The organism is Streptomyces sp. NBC_01264, assembly GCF_026340675.1.
Classification (GTDB): domain Bacteria; phylum Actinomycetota; class Actinomycetes; order Streptomycetales; family Streptomycetaceae; genus Streptomyces.
Genome location: NZ_JAPEOX010000001.1, coordinates 709,525 through 730,124 on the forward strand (window position 1 = coordinate 709,525; position 20,600 = coordinate 730,124).

At 73.0% G+C, this 20,600-nt stretch carries 18 protein-coding genes; 9 read left to right on the forward strand and 9 right to left on the reverse strand.

Annotation, left to right across the window (positions count from 1 at the left end; translation table 11 throughout):
* Positions 1–130: 130 nt before the first annotated feature.
* From OG435_RS03255 to OG435_RS03265, 3 genes are all read right to left on the reverse strand, one after another.
* A complete protein-coding gene (locus tag OG435_RS03255; protein WP_266875178.1) occupies positions 131–916 on the reverse strand; it encodes a hypothetical protein in 786 nt (261 codons plus the stop codon).
* Complete coding sequence (locus OG435_RS03260) at positions 913–1,179, reverse strand: hypothetical protein (RefSeq protein WP_266875179.1); 267 nt, start codon at positions 1,177–1,179, stop codon at positions 913–915. The genes OG435_RS03255 and OG435_RS03260 overlap by 4 nt, the downstream gene beginning before the upstream one ends.
* Positions 1,180–1,759: 580 nt before the next feature.
* Complete coding sequence (locus tag OG435_RS03265) at positions 1,760–2,473, reverse strand: hypothetical protein (RefSeq protein WP_266875180.1); 714 nt, start codon at positions 2,471–2,473, stop codon at positions 1,760–1,762.
* A 138-nt stretch (positions 2,474–2,611) separates the two neighbouring features.
* Here OG435_RS03265 and OG435_RS03270 point away from each other — a divergent pair, with 138 nt between their 5' ends.
* Complete coding sequence (locus tag OG435_RS03270) at positions 2,612–3,166, forward strand: YciI family protein (protein ID WP_266875181.1); 555 nt, start codon at positions 2,612–2,614, stop codon at positions 3,164–3,166.
* 22 nt (positions 3,167–3,188) lie between these two features.
* On the opposite strand, the gene OG435_RS03275 is transcribed toward OG435_RS03270, so the two are convergent.
* Entirely contained in the window at positions 3,189–4,082 is an 894-nt protein-coding gene (locus tag OG435_RS03275; RefSeq protein WP_266875182.1) for a LysR family transcriptional regulator, read from the reverse strand.
* Between the two features lie 157 nt (positions 4,083–4,239).
* On the opposite strand from OG435_RS03275, the gene OG435_RS03280 reads away from it, so the two are divergent.
* Complete coding sequence (locus OG435_RS03280; RefSeq protein WP_266875183.1) at positions 4,240–4,545, forward strand: DUF1330 domain-containing protein; 306 nt, start codon at positions 4,240–4,242, stop codon at positions 4,543–4,545.
* Position 4,546: 1 nt separating this feature from the next.
* On the opposite strand, the gene OG435_RS03285 is transcribed toward OG435_RS03280, so the two are convergent.
* Positions 4,547–5,023, reverse strand: a complete 477-nt coding sequence (locus tag OG435_RS03285) for a hypothetical protein (RefSeq protein WP_266875184.1) — start codon at positions 5,021–5,023, stop codon at positions 4,547–4,549.
* Positions 5,024–5,122: 99 nt separating this feature from the next.
* Positions 5,123–5,863, reverse strand: coding sequence for a hypothetical protein (locus OG435_RS03290; RefSeq protein WP_266875185.1), 741 nt, complete (start codon positions 5,861–5,863; stop codon positions 5,123–5,125).
* Positions 5,864–5,998: 135 nt separating this feature from the next.
* Between OG435_RS03290 and OG435_RS03295 the strand changes: the two genes are divergently transcribed.
* On the forward strand, positions 5,999–9,271 hold the full coding sequence (locus OG435_RS03295) for a DEAD/DEAH box helicase (protein ID WP_266875186.1): 3,273 nt from the start codon (positions 5,999–6,001) through the stop codon (positions 9,269–9,271).
* Between the two features lie 39 nt (positions 9,272–9,310).
* Here OG435_RS03295 and OG435_RS03300 read toward each other — a convergent pair whose 3' ends face one another.
* Positions 9,311–10,216 (reverse strand): LysR family transcriptional regulator, encoded by a 906-nt coding sequence (locus OG435_RS03300; protein WP_266875187.1) that lies wholly within the window; start codon positions 10,214–10,216, stop codon positions 9,311–9,313.
* A 137-nt stretch (positions 10,217–10,353) separates the two neighbouring features.
* On the opposite strand from OG435_RS03300, the gene OG435_RS03305 reads away from it, so the two are divergent.
* Together OG435_RS03305 and OG435_RS03310 are read left to right on the forward strand one after the other, a co-directional pair.
* On the forward strand, positions 10,354–11,172 hold the full coding sequence (locus tag OG435_RS03305) for an inositol monophosphatase family protein (RefSeq protein WP_266875188.1): 819 nt from the start codon (positions 10,354–10,356) through the stop codon (positions 11,170–11,172).
* 95 nt (positions 11,173–11,267) lie between these two features.
* Complete coding sequence (locus OG435_RS03310; RefSeq protein ID WP_266875189.1) at positions 11,268–11,864, forward strand: NADPH-dependent F420 reductase; 597 nt, start codon at positions 11,268–11,270, stop codon at positions 11,862–11,864.
* A 77-nt stretch (positions 11,865–11,941) separates the two neighbouring features.
* Here the strand turns inward: OG435_RS03310 and OG435_RS03315 are convergent, their stop codons facing one another.
* Positions 11,942–12,550, reverse strand: coding sequence for a hypothetical protein (locus OG435_RS03315; RefSeq protein WP_266875190.1), 609 nt, complete (start codon positions 12,548–12,550; stop codon positions 11,942–11,944).
* 322 nt (positions 12,551–12,872) lie between these two features.
* Here OG435_RS03315 and OG435_RS03320 point away from each other — a divergent pair, with 322 nt between their 5' ends.
* From OG435_RS03320 to OG435_RS03335, 4 genes are all read left to right on the forward strand, one after another.
* The gene (locus OG435_RS03320; protein ID WP_266875191.1) at positions 12,873–14,006 is read left to right on the forward strand and encodes a 3-hydroxybutyrate oligomer hydrolase family protein; all 1,134 of its coding nucleotides are present in this window, start codon (positions 12,873–12,875) and stop codon (positions 14,004–14,006) included.
* Between the two features lie 138 nt (positions 14,007–14,144).
* Complete coding sequence (locus OG435_RS03325) at positions 14,145–14,912, forward strand: 3-hydroxybutyrate dehydrogenase (RefSeq protein WP_266875192.1); 768 nt, start codon at positions 14,145–14,147, stop codon at positions 14,910–14,912.
* Positions 14,913–14,980: 68 nt separating this feature from the next.
* Positions 14,981–15,703 (forward strand): NADPH-dependent FMN reductase, encoded by a 723-nt coding sequence (locus OG435_RS03330; RefSeq protein WP_266875193.1) that lies wholly within the window; start codon positions 14,981–14,983, stop codon positions 15,701–15,703.
* Positions 15,704–15,784: 81 nt separating this feature from the next.
* A complete protein-coding gene (locus OG435_RS03335; protein WP_266875194.1) occupies positions 15,785–17,230 on the forward strand; it encodes a glyceraldehyde-3-phosphate dehydrogenase in 1,446 nt (481 codons plus the stop codon).
* A gap of 55 nt (positions 17,231–17,285) precedes the next feature.
* On the opposite strand, the gene OG435_RS03340 is transcribed toward OG435_RS03335, so the two are convergent.
* Positions 17,286–20,189 (reverse strand): helix-turn-helix transcriptional regulator, encoded by a 2,904-nt coding sequence (locus OG435_RS03340; protein WP_266881514.1) that lies wholly within the window; start codon positions 20,187–20,189, stop codon positions 17,286–17,288.
* Positions 20,190–20,600: the final 411 nt, after the last annotated feature.

Genomic DNA, 20,600 nt, shown 5'->3' on the forward strand with positions numbered 1-20,600 from the left:
ATCGCCGTCGGGCTGTTCGGACGTTCCAAGCGCCACCAGGACGGCACCAAACTCCACGTCGTCCACGTCGAGGACAAGCGAGGCTCGGCGGCTCCGGCGTAAGGAGCCGCGGTTCACCGCAGGACGTCTCCTACCAGTGGGTGAGATTGAAGACCTCCACGCAGTAGGGGTCGGTCTCGTCCGACGGGTTGTACTGCAACTGGTCGTTGGCGATGAGGCTGGGGAGCGCCGCGGACAGACCCGTGACGGCGGAGACGACCGTGCCGTCGCGGTCGCGCAGGCGGACGTCGAGGCCGATGGTGTCCGCCAGGCCGCCGCCGGCGAGGTACAAGCGTGCGCGTTCCTCGTGGAGCAGGAGGAACCCCAGCAGGACGATGCCGTCCTGGTTGTCGGTGTCCGCGCTCGGCGCGATGCCGGTGGCCGCGGCGGCGTGGAGAGCGTCCGTGAGGTCGAGTTCCGCGGGGTGGGCGTCAAGGAGCAGTCGCACGGCGTCCACCGTCACGACGGGGATACCGGGGATATCGGGGATACAGGGGATACAGGGCCGTCCGGCCGAGGGGCCGTCCGAGGCGTGGGTGCGGTCGCCCGGGGCGTGCCGTACGAGCTGTCGTACTGCAGCCGGCAGCCCGGCGGCGGGGACCTCGTTCCCGTCGCGGTCCAGCAGGGGGACGTCGTATGCGGTCGGGGCGGCGGCGTCCCCCACGACGACGCGCACGAGGTCCCGGCGATGCCGCAGAGGCAGTACGCCCCTGACCACGGGGCCGCCGCCCAGCCGCGTGGCCGCCAGCCGGAGCAGGGCCCGGGTGGCTGCGGCCTGGCGCTCTGTCGGTGCGTCGTCCCCTTCCTCCCAGCGGGCCGCGGGCTGTGCGGACCGCTCGTCACCGGAGGAGGCCGAGGGGGGCGGGGGCGCGTTCACGTCTCGTTCACCGCGTTCGGGCACTTTTTGCGGGCCACCCGCTCGCAGTAGGCGGTGATCGTGCCGATCTTCTGGCTCTTGTCGGCGAGCTTGTAGACGCTGTCGGCGAGCTTGTAGTCGTACTGGGCGATGACGGTGATTCGGGCAAGGACCGTGCCCAGTCTGTTGACCGGGTGGGGTGAGGCCGGAGAATCCGCCGCCCCCGACAGAAGCACGGCTGCCGCCGCCGCGGAGCACACAGCAGCACGGGTCCGAAGGCGCACGTCATTCTCCTCGAACATGCCCGGTCCCACGCAGGACACAGGATCGATCACAGGATGGAGCAACCCCCGCATGCTGGGACGAGGATGTCCGGGAAGTCCACCCGTGTCGCCCACGAGGGTTCGGTTCTGCCCGACGAATGCTCCAGCTGTCTGCTTGGCCGGTCGTCAGGTCGGGCATGAGGCGGGATGCCCCTACGCATCCGGCGTGGGTGCGGCTGGAGCCGCACTTGCCGCGGCCGGGCTGCGTGGGCGTGGGCGTGGGCGTGGGCGTGGCTGGTGCGGATTCGTCCTGCCCCGGGGCTAGTGGACGGGTGATTGTCCGCGACGTAGTCCACCCGGAGCCGCGTTCTGCGCCACGGCGCCGTGGTGAGCCGAGGAGCACCTCCGGACCGGCTGCGCGCGATGGCCGCGCGGCACGGCGTACGGATCCTCGCGCAGGTGCCCGCCAACCCGGACGCGCCGCCCGCCCTGTTTCGGACACCGCCGAGGCGGCCGCGGCCAACCCCTCCCTCCCGCGGGCGGCGATGGAGGAGTTGCTCACGCGCGCGGGCCGGACCGCCTGACGGACGGGGGCCGCCGGTCAGGGAGCGGCCGTCATCGGCCCCTCCAGGAGCGTGGGCTGCTCGCCCTTCGTGACGACGACGGGTATGCCCCCGGTGGACTTCTCCAGCCACGCCTTGAACTCCGCCGAAGCGGCACCCTCCGCAGTGGTGGTCACCTCCAACGCCGCCCCGTGGCTGCCCGCGACGCTGTAGATCGGGAACGCCCCCTTCAGGTCGATGAGCTCGTCACCGGCGTCCCGGAGGGTGCGCTCCGTGTACGTGCTCAGGTACAGGTCGGCCCGGGCCGGGTCCGCTGAGGGATCGGCCGCGTGCGCGGCCTCCACCAGGAGCCGCCCGCGGGCCAGGTCGGTCACGCACAGGGCGACCCGGCCCGCCGGGTGGTCGACGATCTGGGTGGAGTAGATGTCGGCGAAGGCGCCCTCACCCTGCTCCCCGATGGCCTGCGAGAGCCGCTCGCCCTCGGGGGTGTTGGCCGGGGTGCCGTCGATCAGCGTCGGCGGCGCATGCGACGCGGTGGGGTCCTCCACCGGGCAGGAGCGGTCCGCGCGGGACGGGGCGGCCACCGGAGCGGGGCCGCCCGGATCGGCCACGGCCGACTCGGCCGGCCCCTTTCCGCAGCCGGTGAGCAGCACGACGGCCACGCCCACGGCCACGGCGGCGGCCGCGCCGCCCTTCACCCTCGCCCTCGCCTTCTCCACGCACAGATGTCTCCGGCTGGTTCCACGCACCATGAGCAGTTCTCCCTCGTACTCCGTTGCCCGGTCGGCACGGCTGTGACGTGCGAGGGGCTCCCCCGGTTCCCGGCGCCGAGCAGTCAGCGCCGTGAAACCCGCTCGACCCGGCCATCTCCTTGAGGCGACCCTACGAGCATGGAGTTCTTCTGCTACCACCGCGACCGACCCGGCTCCGTAGCGTTGCGCAACGAGCTGCGGGAACAGCACTGGTCCTACATGGACCGTTACGCGAAGGAGCTGATCGCCCGGGGCCCGACCCTCGCCGGCGACAGCGGCGCTCCCACCGGCAGCGTGCACATCATCGACCTGCCCGGTCCCGTAGATGCCCGTGCGTTCGCCTTCGCCGAGCCGGGCTACCAGGCCGGTGTCTACCGGGACGTGCTGCTGCGGCGGTGGAGCAACACGCTGGGGCGCACCATGTGGGACTTCCCCGGTGGCCGGACCGGCGGCAACCGGTACCTGGTGCTCGGCCTCGGCTCAGGGCCGGCCGCCGACCTCGCCGTACCGGCCGAACACCGGGACGAGCTGATCGCCTACGGGCCGCTGTTGTCCGACGACGGCGCCACCTGGCTGGGCACGGCCGCGTTGCTCCGGGCACCGGACCCGGATGCGGCGGGTGCCGTCCTGAGCCGGGACCGGTACGCCAACATCGAGGTGCACAACTGGCAGTTCGGCGGGCGGCCGTCATAACCCGGGGAAGTCCGTCAGTCCGTCAGTCCGGCAGCCAGTGCAGCTCGTGCGCCAGGGTTTTGGCGACGGCACGGATACGGCGGTGGAGTGGCGACTGCTCGCTCGGGAGGACCAGGTGGATCGTCAGGCTGGGCGCGCCTCGCAGTGGCCGCCAGGTGAGACCGGCCGGTTGCACCGTGGCCGCGGCTTCTCCGGCCGGGGCGAGGGTGGCCCCGTCGCGCAGGTCGCGCTGGGACGGGTCGAAAGAGACCGCGGGCGTGTGGAATCGGGGTTCTGGCCGGATGTCTCGGAACAGTGCGGACAGCTGATCGTGGATCACGGGGTTGGCCGCACGGTCCGGGAGTCGCAACGGATACGTGGCCGCGTCGGCGATCTCGATCTCCGGGTGTTCGGCCAGCGGATGGCGCTCCGCCATCTGGACCCCGATGCGCGCAAGCCGCAGCAGGTACCGGCGCACGCCACGGCCCGGCTGTTCACCACGGGTGATCCCGGCATCGATGCGGCCGTCGGCGACCGCGTGGGAGATCTCCGGGGTCGCCATCGGGACCGCGCCGACCTCGAGTCCGCTCGTTCCGCGCATCATCCTGTCCACCAGGGCCGGTACCGTCTCGGCCCCGGTGCTGAGGCTGTATCCGATGCGCAGCGTGCCCAGTTCACCGGCCGCCGCGCTCCGGGCGGTGTCCCACGCCCGGTCCAGCGCCGGCGGCGCGGACTCCGCCAGCGCCGCACCGGCCGCGGTCAATACGACGCTACGCGTGCTGCGGACCAGCAGGGCCGTCCCGAGTTCCGCTTCCAATCTGCGCATCCGGGCGCTGAGTGCGGGCTGTGCGATCCCGATCCGTGCGGCAGCGCGGGTGAAGTTCAACTCCTGTGCCAGCACCAGGAAATACCGCAGGCTCACCGTGTCCGGCGCCACGCACCCTCCCTGCCGATTGATAACGATCCGTTCTGAGCCTAGCCCGAACCGATCTTTCCCTCGACCGCGGATCAAGCCCTAACCTGCGGAGGCCGGGATCGATCGATCGGAGTGCCGATCCGAGTCAGACGTGTCCGGCCGAACACAGGAGGTTTCCATGGCCAAGGGCTACTGGGTCAGTGTCTACCCCGCCCTTTCCGACCCTGAGGGGCTGACCGCCTACGACGAGCTGGCCGGTCCGGCCGTCCAGGCCGGCGGCGGGCGCCTCCCGTCCCGGATCCCCTCCCACGGCGGTCGAGTCGTCGCCCACGAGGCCGGAATCGCGCAACGCGTCGTTCTGATCGAGTTCGACAGCTTCGAGCAGGCCGTCGCGGCGTACGAGAGCGAGGCGTACCAGAAGGCGCTGGCGGCCCTCCCCGACGGCTTCGCGCGCGACTTCCGCATCGTCGACGGCATCGACTGAACTAGACAGGAGCCGAGGGCGAGGGATCCGGGCCTGTGCACGCCGTCACCTCATGGAGATGCGCCTCCACCGGTCCCAGGTGCTGGTCGTGGGCGAGGACGATCTCGTCCGCGAGGTCGAGGATGCGGATGTTCCCACCGGAGAACTGAACGGTGATGCCGGTGGCGAAGTCGAGATTCCCGTCCTGATACCGAATCTCTCGAACGGAGAGGATCTGCTGGCCGATGAACGGGCTCATCGGGAAGTCCGGCAGATCGTCCTCGACCGTGGTGTGGCCGTATTCGTCCATGCCGTAGGAGCCGTGGGGCTGGTCGATCTCCAGCGCCAAGCCATCGCCGGGCGTGTGGAAGCGGACGGGGCCGAGGCCCTCCAGGTGCAGCCACATGTGCAGGAGGGACGGCTCGGTCTCCTGGTAGTGGTGCCAGGACGTCGTCACCTGCAGCAGGCGCCTGCCGACCATGGCCTCAGGGTTGATCATCCGTTGATGATTTCACGGCGGTCTGCGACTCGGAGGGGGCGGGTCGCCGCAGCGACGGAGAATCGGACCTCACGGGATACGTCGCCATCGGCATGACACCTACTGACTGGGGGCGCCGCCGATGAGGTAGTCCACCCGGCGGCGCAGCCCGTTCCAGCGCCGGTCGTGGTGGTAGGCCCGTTTGATGGCCCGGGCCCGGGCTTTGGCTCGGTCACGGTAGACGCGCCGGGCCCACGGGGACGCCGGGCGTGCCAGCCGTACGGCGGCGACCATCGCGATGAGGGGAACGACCGCACCGAGAACGGCCATCCGGGGCTTCCCCTTGAAGAGGGCCACGACCGCGAAGAGTAGGTTCAGTACCACCGTGGCGACCGCTGTCAGGCGGCTGCGTTCCTCGTCGGGCGTCAGCCCGTCCACCCCCAGCGGAAGGAACCCGCAGAGCAGCAGCGATGCCAGCGCCGCCGTCATGATGACGACCTCGACGCTGATCGTGCCCTGCTTGGTCCAGTAGACGTCGCTCAGGTGCAGGATCAGTGCGAACTCGTCCAGGACCAGCCCCGTCCCCATCCCGAACAACACCGCCGCCACCGCGGCCCCCCACCCCGACTGGCCGGCCGCGGCGATGCCCGTGAAACCGCCGACCGTCATCAGGATCACTCCCGGAACCGCGTGGTGGACGTGGAGTCCGCCCGGAGTGACGTTGCGGAACGGCCCCTTCCCCGCGCGGATCATCCGGGTGATGACCCGGGTCACGGCGAAGGCGACGACGAACGCCGACAGCGCGAGGAGCAGCGGCAGCTTCCCCGGCTCCAGGACGTTGCGGTACCACCAGTGGCCCATGCTGTCACCCTCCCGGCCAGGGCCGCACCGCGCACGACGGGAACCGCCGTTCGGGCCGGGGCCCGCCAACCGCCTGACCCATCGCCATGATCCCCGTAAGGTGCGCAGTAGTGATCACCGATGACGGGAGCGGGCGTGACGCGGCTGGGGGACGAGCGTCGGCGGCGGAGCGGGGTCGTCGGGTACTGGCGGGCGGTCGAGTTGTTCAGCCCGCAGAAGGTGCCCGCCCTGTCCGTCCGGGATCGGGTCTACGCGGGCGAGCCTGACGGGCCCATGCCCTGGGAGGCCGGGCATCCGTTGCGGTCCGTCCCGGTCGAGCCGGGCTACGGCTGGCAGCACGTCGTCTACGGCGGTGCCTACGCGCTCGCCGCCGTACGCGACACCCTGCTCCGCGTCTTCGGGGAGAGCGGCGAGGACCACGACGGCCGGATGAACGGCGAGAGCGCTCTCTTCGCGCTGACCGTCACCGACGAGGGCCGGCTGCTGCTGGACTCCCCCGTCTTCTCCTCCTGTGCCTGGGCCACCGGCCGGGCCGTGTCCCCCGGCCCCGGCAGTCGCGGCTGGCTCGACGGGTTCGAGGAGGAGGCCGACGCGTGGGTCGCCCGGGCGTCCGCGCTCGGCGAGTCCGCTTCCGCACCCGTGGAGAGCGAAGAGGAGGACGAGGACGCCTCCCCCGTCGGGTCCGGCGTCATCACGGCCGGTCACCTCCTCGATTTCAGCGCCGAGCTGGCCGAAGCCTGGGGTGTCTCCGTACCGCTGGACCCCGCCGGGGTACGCGTGCGCAGCGTCCCCGTACGGCTGGACCGCGCGGCCGACGCCGCCGACCAGCAGGACTTCCTCAACAGTTTCATCGCCGCCGACCTCGACCTCGTGGCCGGCGAGCTCGCCTCGCACGATCCCGGCCCGGGTCTCGCCGCGTACCTCACCCCCGGCGCCGCCTTCGACAAGACCCGCCGCATCGACCTGCGCCGCAATCCGGGCGTCGCGCTCGCCGGAGTCGCCCCCACCCGTACCCCGCTCGGCCGCTGGCCCGCCGACCCCGCGCACGCACTCGCGCTGAGCCAGCAGTTCGCCGTCAACGCCATCCACACCGAGCTGGCCCCGGGCGCCGGCATCTTCGCCGTCAACGGCCCGCCCGGCACCGGCAAGACCACCATGCTGCGCGACTGCTTCGCGGCGGCCGTCGTCGAGCGGGCCCGCCGCCTCGCCGAGCTGCGCCTGCCGTCGCAGGCCTTCGCGGAGCAGGCCCCGTACGTGTGGAAGAGCGGCGACTACACCCGTACGGTCACCCCGCTGCGCCCTGAGTTCACCGGCTTCGAGATGGTCGTCGCCTCCGCGAACAACGGAGCCGTGGAGAACATCTCCACCGAGATCCCGGCCCGCGAGGCACTCGGCAAGCAGTGGCGGGACGAAGCCGACTACTTCGCCGAGCAGGCGACCCGCCTCCTCAAGGGCGAGCCGGCGTGGGGCGCGGTGGCGGCCCGCCTGGGCAGCAAGAAGAACCGTCTGGAGTTCGTCAACCGTTTCTGGCACGGCAAGTACCGCCAGACCGACACCGATGCCCCGCCCCCACCGTCCGTCCCCCCGCAGCCGGACGGCCGGGGCCGTCGGCCCCGCAACGCCTGGGTCGACAGCGGCAGCGGCCTCTCCCACCTCCTGCGCCAGTGGCGCGACACCCCGCAGGCGGGCGTGTGGCGCGAGGGAAAGCAGCGCTTCGAGGCCGCACTGTCCGAGGTGGAGCGGCTGCGCGCCGAACGGATCGTCGCCGCCGAGGCGTACGAAGGGCTCTCCACCGCGTACGAGGCCCTGCGCAAGGCGCAGCGCGCCCTACCGCAGCACGAGGCGGAAGTGGCCCGCGTAAGGGAGACCCTCCCGCCCGCCGAGAACGCGCTGGCCGCCGCCGAGCAGGCCCTGGCCCGGGCCGAGCAGACGCACCAGGCGCACCTGGCCCGCCGCCCGGGGTTCACGGTCAGCCTCTTCACCCTGGGCCGGGCGGCGCGCACCTGGCACGCGGAGGAGGCCGGGGCGGCGGATCTGGTCGCCGACGCACGCCGGGACCGTGATGCCGCGCAGGCCGCGCGGGACGGCGTACGGGGCGCCGTGGGCGCGGCGTCGGCCCGCCTGCGCACCCGCGAGGCGGCGAGGGAAGCGGAACGGGCCCGTGTCGCGCAGGCGGAGGAGACGGTCGCTGCGGCCCGCACGCGCTGGGGCACGTCCGTACCGCAGGACGCGTGGCTCACCGACCAGGACGCGGCCCGCGAGCTCGCGGCCCCCTGGTCCGACCCCGAGATCACGGCCGCCCGCACGGAGCTGTTCCTCGCGGCCCTCCACCTCCACCAGGCCTTCCTGCGGTGCACGGCCCGCACTATGTACGCCAACCTGATGGCCGGCATGGACGCGGTCGCCGGAGCGGTTCCGAGGACGGTGCCCGAAGCTCACCTGCGGGCGGCGTGGCAGAGCGTGTTCCTGGTGGTCCCGGTCGTCTCCACGACGTTCGCCTCGCTCGACCGGGTCTTCGGACGGCTCGGGCCGGAGGCGCTGGGCTGGCTGTTCGTCGACGAGGCCGGTCAAGCGACGCCGCAGATGGCGGTCGGCGGCATGTGGCGGGCCCGGCGCACCGTCGTGGTCGGCGACCCCCTCCAGCTGGAGCCGGTCGTGGTCCTCCCGTGGACGGCGCAGCGCGCCCTACGGGACGACTTCGGCGCCGCCGAGGAATGGTCGCCGGGACGCACCTCGGTGCAGCAGCTCGCCGACCGCTCGAACCGCTACGGCACCCTGCTGCCGGCCGAACTGCCCGACGGTAGCCACGAGGTGTGGGTCGGCTCGCCGCTGCGGGTGCACCGGCGGTGCGACGACCCGATGTTCTCCATCAGCAACGCCGTCGCCTACGACGGCCTGATGGTCCAGGGGACGGCGGAGCGCGACCCGTACGTCTACCGGCCGACGAGCAGCTGGGTGAACGTGACCGGCGCGGAGGCGGACGGGCACTGGATCCCGGAGGAGGGCCGGGCGCTGCGGCGCGTGCTGGAACGGCTGCGCGACCAGGGCGGCGTGGATCTGGCCCGGGACGTGTTCGTGATCAGCCCCTTCCGGCAGGTCGTGGCGGGCGCGAAGGGGGTGTGCCGCGATCTGATGCCGGCCGAGCGCGTGGGTACGGTCCACACGACGCAGGGCAAGGAGGCCGACGTCGTCATCCTGATCCTGGGCACCGACCCCGGCCGCCCGGGTGCCCGCGCCTGGGCCGCGTCCGCCCCGAACCTCCTCAACGTCGCGGTCAGCCGCGCCAAACGCTGCCTCTTCGTCATCGGCAACCTGGAGGCATGGCGCGACCAGCGCTTCTTCTCGACCTTGGCGGAGTCCCTCCCGGCACACACGTGGCAGGCACCGGGCCTGCACCAGCAGGGCTAGGCCGCCTCTTTCGGATCGAGCCCGGCCGGGCAGCGCCGGCTACGGCGCTCCACGCGTGGCCAGTGCGGTTCGGGCCAGCCCGCGCAGCCAGGCGTGAGCCTGGTCGGTGTCGTAGCGCTGATGCCACGACAGGTACATCGCTGCCGAGGGCAGTTCGAGGGGGATGGGGAGCACGGTCAGGCCGAGGTCGGCGACCGCTGACCTCGTGGTGGCCTCGGGCGCAGTGATCAGGAGATCGGAGTCGCGCGCGAACTCCAGCGCGGCCGCTTCCGTGGGTGCGGTCGCCACCACGCGGCGGGTGAGGCCGAGCCGCGCGAGGGCCTCGTCGAGGGCGTTGCCGAGGTTTCCGCGTCGCGAGACGGTGACGTGCTCAGCGGCGGCGTACTGCTGTGCGGTGACGGTTCCGACGCTGGTGAGGGGGTGTCCCTGGCTCACGATGATGACGAGGCGGGTCTCGCCCACCTTCTCGGCACGGATGTCCGGTGCCCCCGGGAGGTTGGCGTTCGCCTCCAGGTCGACCTCGCCGCGCCGCAGTTCAGGGGTGTCGATGCTCGATTCCCCGACAAAGCGCAAACGCACGCCCGGCGCCTGTGCGCGTACGGCCGCGAGGAGTGCGGGGCCGCTCAAGGCGACCAGGGAATCGTGCCAGCGGAGGGTGAAGGTGCGCTCCAGCGTTGCCAGGTCGAGTTCACGGCTCGGCGCCAGCACCCCTTGGACCTGCTGCAGCAGCTCGTGCACCTGTTCCCGTACGGCGATCGCGTACGGCGTCGGGGTCATCGTGCGGCCGGTGCGCACCAGGATCTGATCCCCGGTCGTGCGCCGGATCCGGCCCAGACTCCGGCTCATCGCGGGAGCGGTGACGTGCAGGCGCGCGGCCGCCCCGGCCACGCTTCCCTCCTCCAGTAGCGCGTCGAGCGCGGTGAGCAGGTTCAAGTCCAATTGCATGCGAGTAATCCTAGCCGTGCTTGACATGCATTTGAAGTTAACTATGGGGCTCTATACCTTCGAGACAGAGGCCAGGACGCAACGACTGCCCAGCCTCACCACCACCCCACCACCTCTCCTCAGACAGGAGCACCACCATGTCCGAAATGCTTCAGGCCACCGACGTGGTCTCCTCCGACGCCTACCTGCTCGAGCAGACCGAGGTCGCGGTGCGTGCGGCCGGTTCGGTGCTGCGTGAGCGTTTCGGTGGGGTGGTGCGCTACGAGACGCGTGAGGAGCTGATGCGTGCGCTCGCCGCCAATGACGACGCGGCCCTGGACATCCTGCGGCCCCGCCTCACCGGCCTGCGCCCGGACGCCGGCTGGGTGGAGGACGAACTGGACGGCGGCGCGCTGCCGCCCGGCGAGTGGTGGGTCGTGGACCCCGCCGAAGGCAACGTCAACCACCTGCACGCCCTGCCCGACTGGGCGGTGACCGCCACCCTCGTACGGGAGAACCAGCCGGTGCTCACCGTGGTCCACCTCCCGCTGACCGGCGAAACCTACACCGCGCTCACCGGCGCCGGCGCCCACCTCGAGGGCCGGCCACTGCGCGTCTCCCCGACCACCGACCTCGGCCTGGGCATCGTGGCCACCAGCCAGGCCCGGCCGGACGAGGACGAGACGGTCGTGCGCCGCGTCGGCTCCTCGATCACCGCGATGCTCTCGGGCGCGCTCGTCGTCCGCACCTCCGTACCCGCCACCCTGCACCTGGCCAACGTGGCCGCAGGCCGCATCGACGCCTTCTGGCAGTACGCCGGCGCCCGGGCCGACCTCCTGCCCGGCGCACTCCTCGTCACCGAGGCCGGCGGACGGATCACCGACACCCAGGGCCGCCCCTGGACCCCGCAGAGCGAAAGCTTCCTGGCCACCGCCCCCGCCCTCCACACCCAGGCCGTCACCACCCTCTCCCACTGACCCCGACCACCCCACCCCCCACACCCAGGCCGTCACCACCCTCTCCCACTGACCCCGACCACCCCACCCCCCACACAGGCAAGGACCCCATCACCATGACCACGATCGCAGTCCTCGGAAACGGCCGCGTCGGCGGCAACCTGGCCACCGCCCTCACCCGCGCCGGACACCAGGTGGCCGTCGCGGACCGCACACCGGGCGCCGCCGCCCACGCCGCCCACGCCGCCCGGATCGTCATCAACGCCACCCCCGGCGCCGGATCCCTCGAACGCCTCACCGCCCTGCGCGAAGACCTGCGCGACAGAATCCTCGTGGACGTCTCCAACGCCACCCTCGACGGACCGGACGGACTGCCTGCCGACCTCATCCACCCCGGCTCCAGCCTCGCCGAACAACTCCAGGAAGCACTCCCCGAAACCCACGTCGTCAAGACCCTCAACACCATGCTCTTCCCCGTGATGACCGCACCGGCCACACTCACCCAGACACCGACCGCCTTCCTCTCCGGCGAAGACCCGCAGGCCAAACACACCGTCCGCGACCTCCTCATCGACCTCGGCTGGCAGAAGGAATGGATCACCGACCTCGGCGGAATCCAGACCGCCCGCGCCACCGAAGCCGCCATCCTCTTCGTCCCCCACGTCATCCGGGCCAACGGATTCACCCCCTTCGCGATCTCCATCACCCGCTGATCCCCGACCACGCACTTGGCCCGCGTGGCGAGGGACGCGAAGCTGGTTTTCGAGACGGGGGCGGGCAGCGAGGGCCGTCAGGCTTCCGCCGGCAACAGCTTCCTGATCGCGGCGACGGCGGTCCGCGGGTCGTCGGCGTGGCAGCGGACCGTACGGACCTGCGTACCTCGCCCCCACAGGTCCACGGCGGTGACCGGTTCGGTCAGCGTGACGGTGATCGAGGTCTGCGAGGCGACGGCCACGTCCAGCACCCCGTCCTCGGACCTGTTCGCGCCCGGGAAGCGGAGGTCGTGGCGGACGGACTCGATCCGGTCGAGGGGGATCCGCAGATCCAGCCGTGCACCGCGCCTCACCCGCAACTCGCCCGGCCGCACCACGTGGGGGCGGGTGACGGCGGCGGCATGCAGTCCCAGGACAAGGAACACCGTGTAGAGGTCGAGGAGCAGCATCACCAGGTGGGCCACCGGATGCGCGGCGAGCATGAAGGACACACCGACCGTCTCGATCGCGAAGAAGAAGACCATCCCGTACATCGTCGACGCCTGGGCCCGGGCGTAACCGACGGCTACGTCTTCGTCCCCGACCCCGTGCGCGCGCCGGGTCGCCCACATTCCGAGGCTGGCCATCCACCGCCCCTCGTGTGCTGCCAGCCGCCGTGCCCGTGCGATGAGTTCCCCGATGCTCATGCGCCCCAGTAGATCAGGCCGTTAGCAGCGGATCGCAGCCGCCCGCAACCCTCGCGGGCCCCGCAAACGGGGGCCGGGTGTGGCGCTCGGCACCATGCCGTCACGGGCGCGGCCGGTCCTACCGTGGCGGGCACCGCGGGACTCCCCGGGTGACGGGACGGCCCCGTCCTACGCACCGCCCGCCACCACCTTCCCCGCGCGCCTCCTGGAGGCTCCCCCGTGCCACCGCCCGCCCGTTCCGCCGCCGCCACCACCGTCGCCGCGGCCGTCGTCCTCCTGGCCTCGGCCCTGCCGGCCCTCCTCGCTCCCCCGGCCGCCGCCGGTGTGGGCGACGCCCACTGCGCCCGCCGCGCCCGTCTGCACGTTCCGGGCGCCGAACTGGTGGAACCACGACGCGCAGTTCGTCATCCGGCTGCCCGACCGCTGGAACGGCGGACTCGTCGTCGCAGGCTCCCCGGGCGTGCGCGAGCAGTACGCCAACGACCGGGCCATCGGCGACTGGGTGCTCGCCCGCGGCTACGCCTTCGCCGCCACCGACAAGGGCAACACCGGGGCCGCCTTCCACCGCGACGGGCAGACCCCCGGGGACGCCGTCGCCGAGTGGAACACCCGGGTCACGGAGCTGACCCGGGCCGCCCGTACGGTCGTCGCGCAGCGCTACCACCGGGCGCCGAGCCGCACCCTCGCCACCGGCATGTCCAACGGGGGCTACCTGGTGCGCTGGCAGTTGGAGAACCATCCGGAGCTGTACGAGGGCGGGGTGGACTGGGAGGGCACCCTGTGGCGGGCCGACGGGCCGAACCTCCTCACGTTCCTGCCCCCGGCGCTGGCCGCCTACCCCGTCTACGCGGCGGGCGGCCCGCAGGCGGGGCAGGCGCACGAGGCGATGCTCGCCGCGGGCTTCCCGGCCGGCTCGGAGTTCCTGTGGCCCTTCCACCACAGCTACTACTGGGACCTCACCCAGCGGATCTACCGTGAGGAGTTCGATCCCGGCTTCGACGGTGCGGCGGAGGCCGGGACCCCCTTCTGCGCCCCCGGCACACCGGCCTGCGACGCCGATTACGCCTACGCCGACCGGCCCGCGGAGGTCCGGGGCGCCGTCGCGAAGACGGCCCTCACCGGCCGGATCGGCAAACCGCTGATCACCCTGCACGGCACCCTCGACGTCCTCCTGCCCATCGCCCGGGACTCCGACGTCTACGCCGAGATGGTCCGCCGGGCCGGCCGCGGGGCGCTGCTGCGTTACTACCGCATCGAGGACGGCACCCACGTGGACTCGCTCGTCGACGCCTTCCCCGACCGGCTGCGCCCCCTGACCCCCTGCCACCGCGCCGCCTTCACCGCACTGGAGGACTGGATCGGCCGCGGTGTGCGGCCGCCGCTCGGCCACACCGTCCGACGGGATCCGGCGGCCTCCCCGGCGGCCCTGCTGACCGGTTGCCCGCTCGACGCGTGAGGCCGGACCGGTGCGGGCCGCCGTCGGGTCCACCTCGGCACCCGCCCGCCCGCATGGTGATCGTCTCCATACGGGCGCCCCCGAGTGTGGCGTGCGGCACCGTGGGCGGCGCCCGGCGCCCTCCCTACGCTTCCAGCCATGACGAGCGAACTTCCTTCCCCCACCCCGCTGCCGGGACGCGTGGCCCTGGTGACGGGCGGCGGCAGCGGCATCGGCCGGGCGTGTGCGGTGGCCCTGGCCGAGGCCGGGGCGGTGGTGCACGTGGCCGATGTCGACGCCGCGGCGGCGAAGGCCGTCGCCGGCCTCGTCGGCGGGTACGCCCACGCCGTCGACCTGGCCGATCCCGCCGCCATCGGGGAGCTGCCCCGCGCCGTCGACATCCTGGTCAACAGCGCCGGGCTCCAGCACGTCGCCCCGATCACCGAGTTCCCGCCCGAGCGCTTCGCCCTGATCCAGCAGGTGATGGTCACCGCGCCCTTCCTGCTGCTGCGCCACGTGCTGCCGCACATGTACGCCGCCCGCTGGGGCCGCGTGGTCAACATCTCCAGCGTCCACGGACTGCGCGCCAGTGCGTACAAATCGGCCTACGTGGCGGCCAAGCACGGGCTGGAGGGGCTCAGCAAGGTCACCGCGATCGAGGGGGCCCCGTACGGGGTGACCAGCAACTGCATCAGCCCCGGCTACGTCCGCACCCCCCTGGTCGAGGGGCAGATCCTGGACCAGGCCGCCGTGCACGGCATAGCCGCCGGGGACGTGCTGTCCGAGGTGCTGCTGACCCGGTCGCCGATCAAGCGGCTCATCGAGCCTGAGGAGGTCGCGGCGGCCGCCCTGTGGCTCTGCGGTCCGCACACCGGGTACGTGACGGGCACCTCGCTCCCGCTGGACGGCGGCTGGAGCGCCGGCTGACCCCGTCCGGGTGACAGCCCGTGCGCCGCGCCGCGGGGAGCACCGGCGGGTCCCGTACGGTCCCGCACGTGACCGATGCGAACCAGCCCCAGAGCCCGAAGTTCCCGACCGATCCGGCCGCCCCGGCTCCCCCGAACGTCACCACCGGACCCGACGCGCTCCGGGTCCTCGTCCTCGCGGGTTCCTCCCGCGAGGGCTCCGTGAACGCCCGGCTGGCCGCGCTCGTCGCCGGTCAGGTCGAGCGGTCGGGCGCCGTCGCGGACCTCGCCCGGATCGGGGACTTCGTGATGCCCACCTACGACGGCGACGCCGAGCAGGCGGACGGCCCGCCCGCCGGGGCCGCGGCCCTGCGCGAGCGGCTGCTCGCGGCGCAGGCCCTGGTGATCGCCTCGCCCGAGTACAACGCCTCCGTGCCCGGCGTCCTGAAGAACGCCGTCGACTGGGTCTCGCGGTTCCGGCCGCAGCCCTTCAAGGACAAGCAGACGCTGCTGGTGTCCGCCTCCCCGTCGACGATCGGCGGGAACCGCGGGCTCTGGGCGCTGCGGGTCCCGCTCGAACACCTCGGGGCCCGGGTGTACCCCGACATGTTCAGCCTCGCCATGGCGCACTCCGCCTTCGGCGAGGACGGCGAGCTGACCGATGCGGGACTGCGCGAGCGGCTGGCCGACACCGTCGACTCCTTCCTCGCGCTGGCCGAGGCGGACACCCGCTACCTGTGCCTCCAGCGCCGCTGGTACGAGTTCCTGGGCGACGAGAGCAGCGCTCCCGTGACCCAGCGCGCGGAGGGCTGACGGGCTGCTCAGGGGGTGCCTGAAGGAGCGATCCGCGCGCGGGTTAGCATATGAGCGCCGCCTAGCTCGAAAGATAATTCTGTGACTGTCAATGACGACTCGTTCACCAACTGGAAGAACCGCGAGAAGATCGCGGAGTCGATGATCCCGATCATCGGCAAGCTGCACCGGGAGCGGGACGTCACGATCCTGCTGCACAGCCGCTCCTTGGTGAACAAGTCCGTGGTGAGCATTCTCAAGACCCACCGTTTCGCGCGCCAGATCGACGGCGAGGAGCTCTCGGTCACCGAGACCCTCCCCTTCCTCCAGGCGCTCACCACCCTCGACCTCGGTCCCTCGCAGATCGACCTCGGCATGCTCGCCGCGGCGTACGCGACGGACGACCGCGGTCTGTCGGTGGAGGAGTTCACCGCCGGCGCCGTCGCCGGCGCCACCGGCGCCAACAAGATCGAGCGCGGCGAGGGCCGCGACGTGGTCCTCTACGGCTTCGGCCGCATCGGCCGCCTCGTCGCCCGCCTGCTCATCGAGAAGACCGGCTCCGGCAACGGCCTGCGCCTGCGCGCCATCGTGGTCCGCGGCGGCGGTGAGGCGGACCTCGTCAAGCGCGCCTCGCTGCTGCGCCGCGACTCGATCCACGGCCAGTTCCAGGGCACGATCACGGTGGACGAGGCGACCAGCACGATCATCGCCAACGGCAACGAGATCAAGGTGATCTACGCCAACGACCCGTCCGAGGTCGACTACACGGCGTACGGCATCAAGGACGCCATCCTGATCGACAACACCGGGAAGTGGCGCGACCGCGAGGGCCTGTCCAAGCACCTGCGCCCCGGTATCGACAAGGTCGTCCTGACGGCTCCGGGCAAGGGCGACGTCCCGAACATCGTGCACGGCGTCAACCACGACACGATCAAGCCGGACGAGCAGATCCTGTCCTGCGCCTCCTGCACCACCAACGCGATCGTCCCGCCGCTGAAGGCGATGGCGGACGAGTACGGCGTTCTGCGCGGCCACGTGGAGACCGTCCACTCATTCACCAACGACCAGAACCTGCTGGACAACTACCACAGCGCCGACCGCCGCGGCCGTTCCGCGCCGCTCAACATGGTCATGACGGAGACCGGCGCGGCCTCCGCCGTCGCCAAGGCGCTGCCCGACCTCAAGGCCCCGATCAGCGGCAGCTCGATCCGCGTCCCCGTCCCGGACGTCTCGATCGCGATCCTCAGCCTGCGCCTCGGCCGCGAGACCACCCGCGAAGAGGTGCTCGACTACCTCCGCGAGGTGTCGCTGACCTCGCCGCTGAAGCGCCAGATCGACTTCACCACGGCGCCCGACGCGGTCTCCAGCGACTTCATCGGCTCGCGTCACGCCTCGATCGTCGACGCGGGCGCGACCAAGGTCGACGGGGACAACGCGATCCTCTACCTCTGGTACGACAACGAGTTCGGCTACTCCTGCCAGGTCGTCCGGGTCGTCCAGTACGTCTCCGGGGTCGAGTACCCGACCTACCCGGCGCCCGCGGCCTGATCCTCCAGGGCCCGCCAGGACCGGATGTACCGGACGCCCCCCGAGTGACCTGTGGTCACTCGGGGGGCGTCCGTGCGTCCTGGCCCGGGGGCGCGGCGGCGCGGGCCGCCGCGAGCTGGGTGCGCGAGCGGACGCCGAGCTTGCGGTAGACGCGGCTCAGCATGCCCTCGACGGTCTTGACCGAGATGAACATGTGCTGGGCGGCCTGCTGGTTGGTGGCGCCCTGGCAGATCAGGTCCGCCAGGCGCGACTCGGACTCGGTCAGCCTGCTCGCGCCCGGTGCGGGTCCCGTGGCCAGGCCCGATGCCGGGGCCGAGCCGCCCGCCCGGTCGAGCAGCTCCCGGGTCAGCTCCTGCCAGGGACGGGCGCCGGTGTCGTCGAAGACGGCCCGGGCCGCCTCCCAGGCCGTACGGGCGGCCGCCTGGCGTCTGCGGGCCCGCTCGACCCGGCCCAGGGCGAGGAGCGTACGGGCCTGCTCCAGGGGCAGCCCCAGCCGTTCGAAGGCGGCCGCCGTGCGGTGGAGCAGGCCGCTCGCCTCCTCCACGTCGCCGCCGCGGGCCAGCAGGATCCCATGGGCCCGGTCCAGCGCGGCCCCCGGTCCCGAGTCGGCTCCGGCCCGGCCCGCGGCGGGCCGTACGCGCTCCAGCAGCGCGCTGGCCAGGTCGAGGCGGCCCGCGCAGGTGAAGGCCTCCACGGCGTCCGGCTGCCAGCGGAACATCCCGGGGTCGGCGAGGGGGACGTGCCGCTCGGCGTCGGCGACGGCCGTGAGGGAGGCCACCGCGTCGGCGACGTCCCCGGTGTGCAGCTGGACCGCGCCCATGACCCAGAGGTTGCGCGACACGTACAGTCCGTCGCCCTCCTCCTGTGAGGCGCGGGCCCCGCAGGAGGCGGTGCGCAGGGCGGCCGCGAAGGATCCGGCGGCGCTTTGCGTCAGCGCCGCGGTGTACCAGGCGGGGCCCATGGACAGGCCGGCTTCCGTGGACAGCCGTACGGCCTGATCGGCCCACGCCAGCGCCGGGGCGCACGCCCCGAGGCGGGTGTCGACCTCGGCGAGGCTGCGCCAGATGTCGACCAGGTCCTCCGCGTCTCCCTCGTGTTCGGCGAGCGCGAGCAGTTCCACGAGCCGTTCGCGGGCTTCGGCCAGCCGGTCGTCGAAGACGGCGTGCCGGGCGGCGAGGTACTGGGCGCTGTTGCGAATGCCGGAGTGCTGGGCCGGGATCCCGAGGGCGAGGGCCTCGGCGAGCGTGCCCGGCGCATCGGCGGTGCCCAGGACGCGTTCCATCCGGGCGCGCATGGTCAGGGCGGCCGCCTGCAGGGGGCGGTGGCCTCCGGCCGCGGCGAGTTCGGCGGCCCGGCCGGCCGCGCGCAGGGCCCGCTCCGGGGCCGAGTGGGCGACGTTGGCGGCGATGGCCGCACGGAGCTCGACGGCGGCGAGCAGGTCGGGGTGGCCCGCCGCGAGTTCCCGGCAGCGCGCGAGCAGCGGCTCCAGATCGGTGATGGCCTGGCCGTGGGCGTCGACGACGGCGAGCAGCGCGGTGACCTGATCGGTGGGCTCGGCCCTGCTGGCGGTCAGCGCGTCGGCCGCCTGCCGGGCGATGTCGACGGAGCCGGCGCAGGCCGCCTCCTGGGCCGCGTACGAAAGCCTGCGGATGCGCATCGCGGACCGGGCCGGCGGGGTGATCTCGGCGGCGAGGAGGAACAGTTCGGCGGCCAGGGAACGTTCTCCCGCCTCGCGGGCGGTGGTCGCGGCGGTCTCGGTGTCCTCGGCCAGCCCCTGGTCGGGCAGGTCCGCGGCCAGGGCCCGGTGGCGCACCTCGTGGACGGGGTCCCCGACGGCCCGCGCCAGCGTCAGGTGGGCGGCCGCGCGCAGCGGCCGGGCCCCGGAGCGGGCGGCGGCCCGGGCGAGGGCCGCCGCCGTGAAGTGGACGGCGCTCGCCGCATCCACGCTCAGCACCCCGGCTTCCCGGGCCTGGGCCAGGTGTTCCTCGGCGTCGGAGCGGCCCGCCCGCAGGAGCAGCGGCAGCGAGGGCCGGCTCGTCAGTGCGGCGAGCATCAGGGTGTGCCGGGCGTCGTCGCCGAGCGTGGAGCGCAGCCAGGCCCCGGCCGCGTCGACCGTCTGCGCGGTCATGACCGGCCGCTGCCGCTGGGAGGCGGGCAGCCGCGCGAGTGCCGTACAGGACACGGAGGTCAGCAGGGGGTGGCCGCCGCAGTGGCTCTGCAGGGGGCCCGCCCAGCGGGTGGGCAGTCCGTGCGCGTCGAGCAGGGCGGCCGTCTCCTCCGCGTCGAGCGGGTCCACGTCGACCTGTGCGGGATGCCCGCCGAGCAGCCGGGCGGCGGACTGCGCCCGGCCGTGGACGCGTTCGGTGACGATCGCGGTGAGCCCGGGTGCGGCGAGGGTGCGCAGGGCGTAGCCGAGGACGTCGGCGCTGGCCGGGTCGAGCCACTGGGCCCCGTCCACGGCGAGGATCCAGCGGCCCGTGGCGAGCAGCGCGGTCACCGCGAGGCGGGCGGGCAACTGCTCGGAGGCGGCGAGCGGTTCGTCGGCGCCCCGGTGCAGGATCCGGTCGACCACCTCGCTCTGCCGGCCGGAGAGCACCGCGAGGTGGGCCGGGCCGCAGTGGGACAGCATCTGGGCGAGCGCGCCGAAGACGTGGCCGCGGTCCTCTTCGACCGCCGTGACGCGCAGCACCGTACGCCCGGATCCGGATCTCGTGCCGGTGCCGCTGCCGCTGCCGGGGACCAGGGTGCGCAGCACCTCCTCCAGGACCGTGGTCTTGCCCGCGCCCCAGGGACCGGCGAGCGCCACCCGCCCCTCCCGCTCCAGCACGGCGGCCGCGCGTCCGGCCGCGCCCGAAACCGCGTACCGGCCCCCCGCGACCGGCACGGGGCCGGCCGCGGAGTCGGCCGGGCCGGACGGGTCGGCCAGGTCTGCCGGGTCGTTCACGTCGCTGTCTGGCATCACGAGGAGGCACCGTAGGCGGCGCCGGTTCCCGTGACAACGCCGGGTACCACCGGGCCGGGGGATCAAGGGTTTCCCCTGATGCCAAGGGGTCCCGCTCCCGGCGATGGTGGTGCGACGGCGGGCCGTCCGCGCTCCGGGTGAGGGGTGGCAGACCCGGAGCACCGCAGCCCCCCACGGGAGGAGCGGGGGCGCGGTCCGGACGGCTCGCCGTACAGCTCCCCGGGCCCGGCACGACGGGCCCGGGGAGCCGTACGCGCGTGCGCCGCGCGGGGCCGCCGCCCGCGCCGCGCACGCGTGAGCCCCGGCCCCGGCCGACGTGGTAGGACAACGCCGCGGGCCGGGGCAAGGCCGGTTGGGCCGCACGCGGCGTACCGGACGGCCCGCGGTCGACGCCATCGGCAGCAAGGG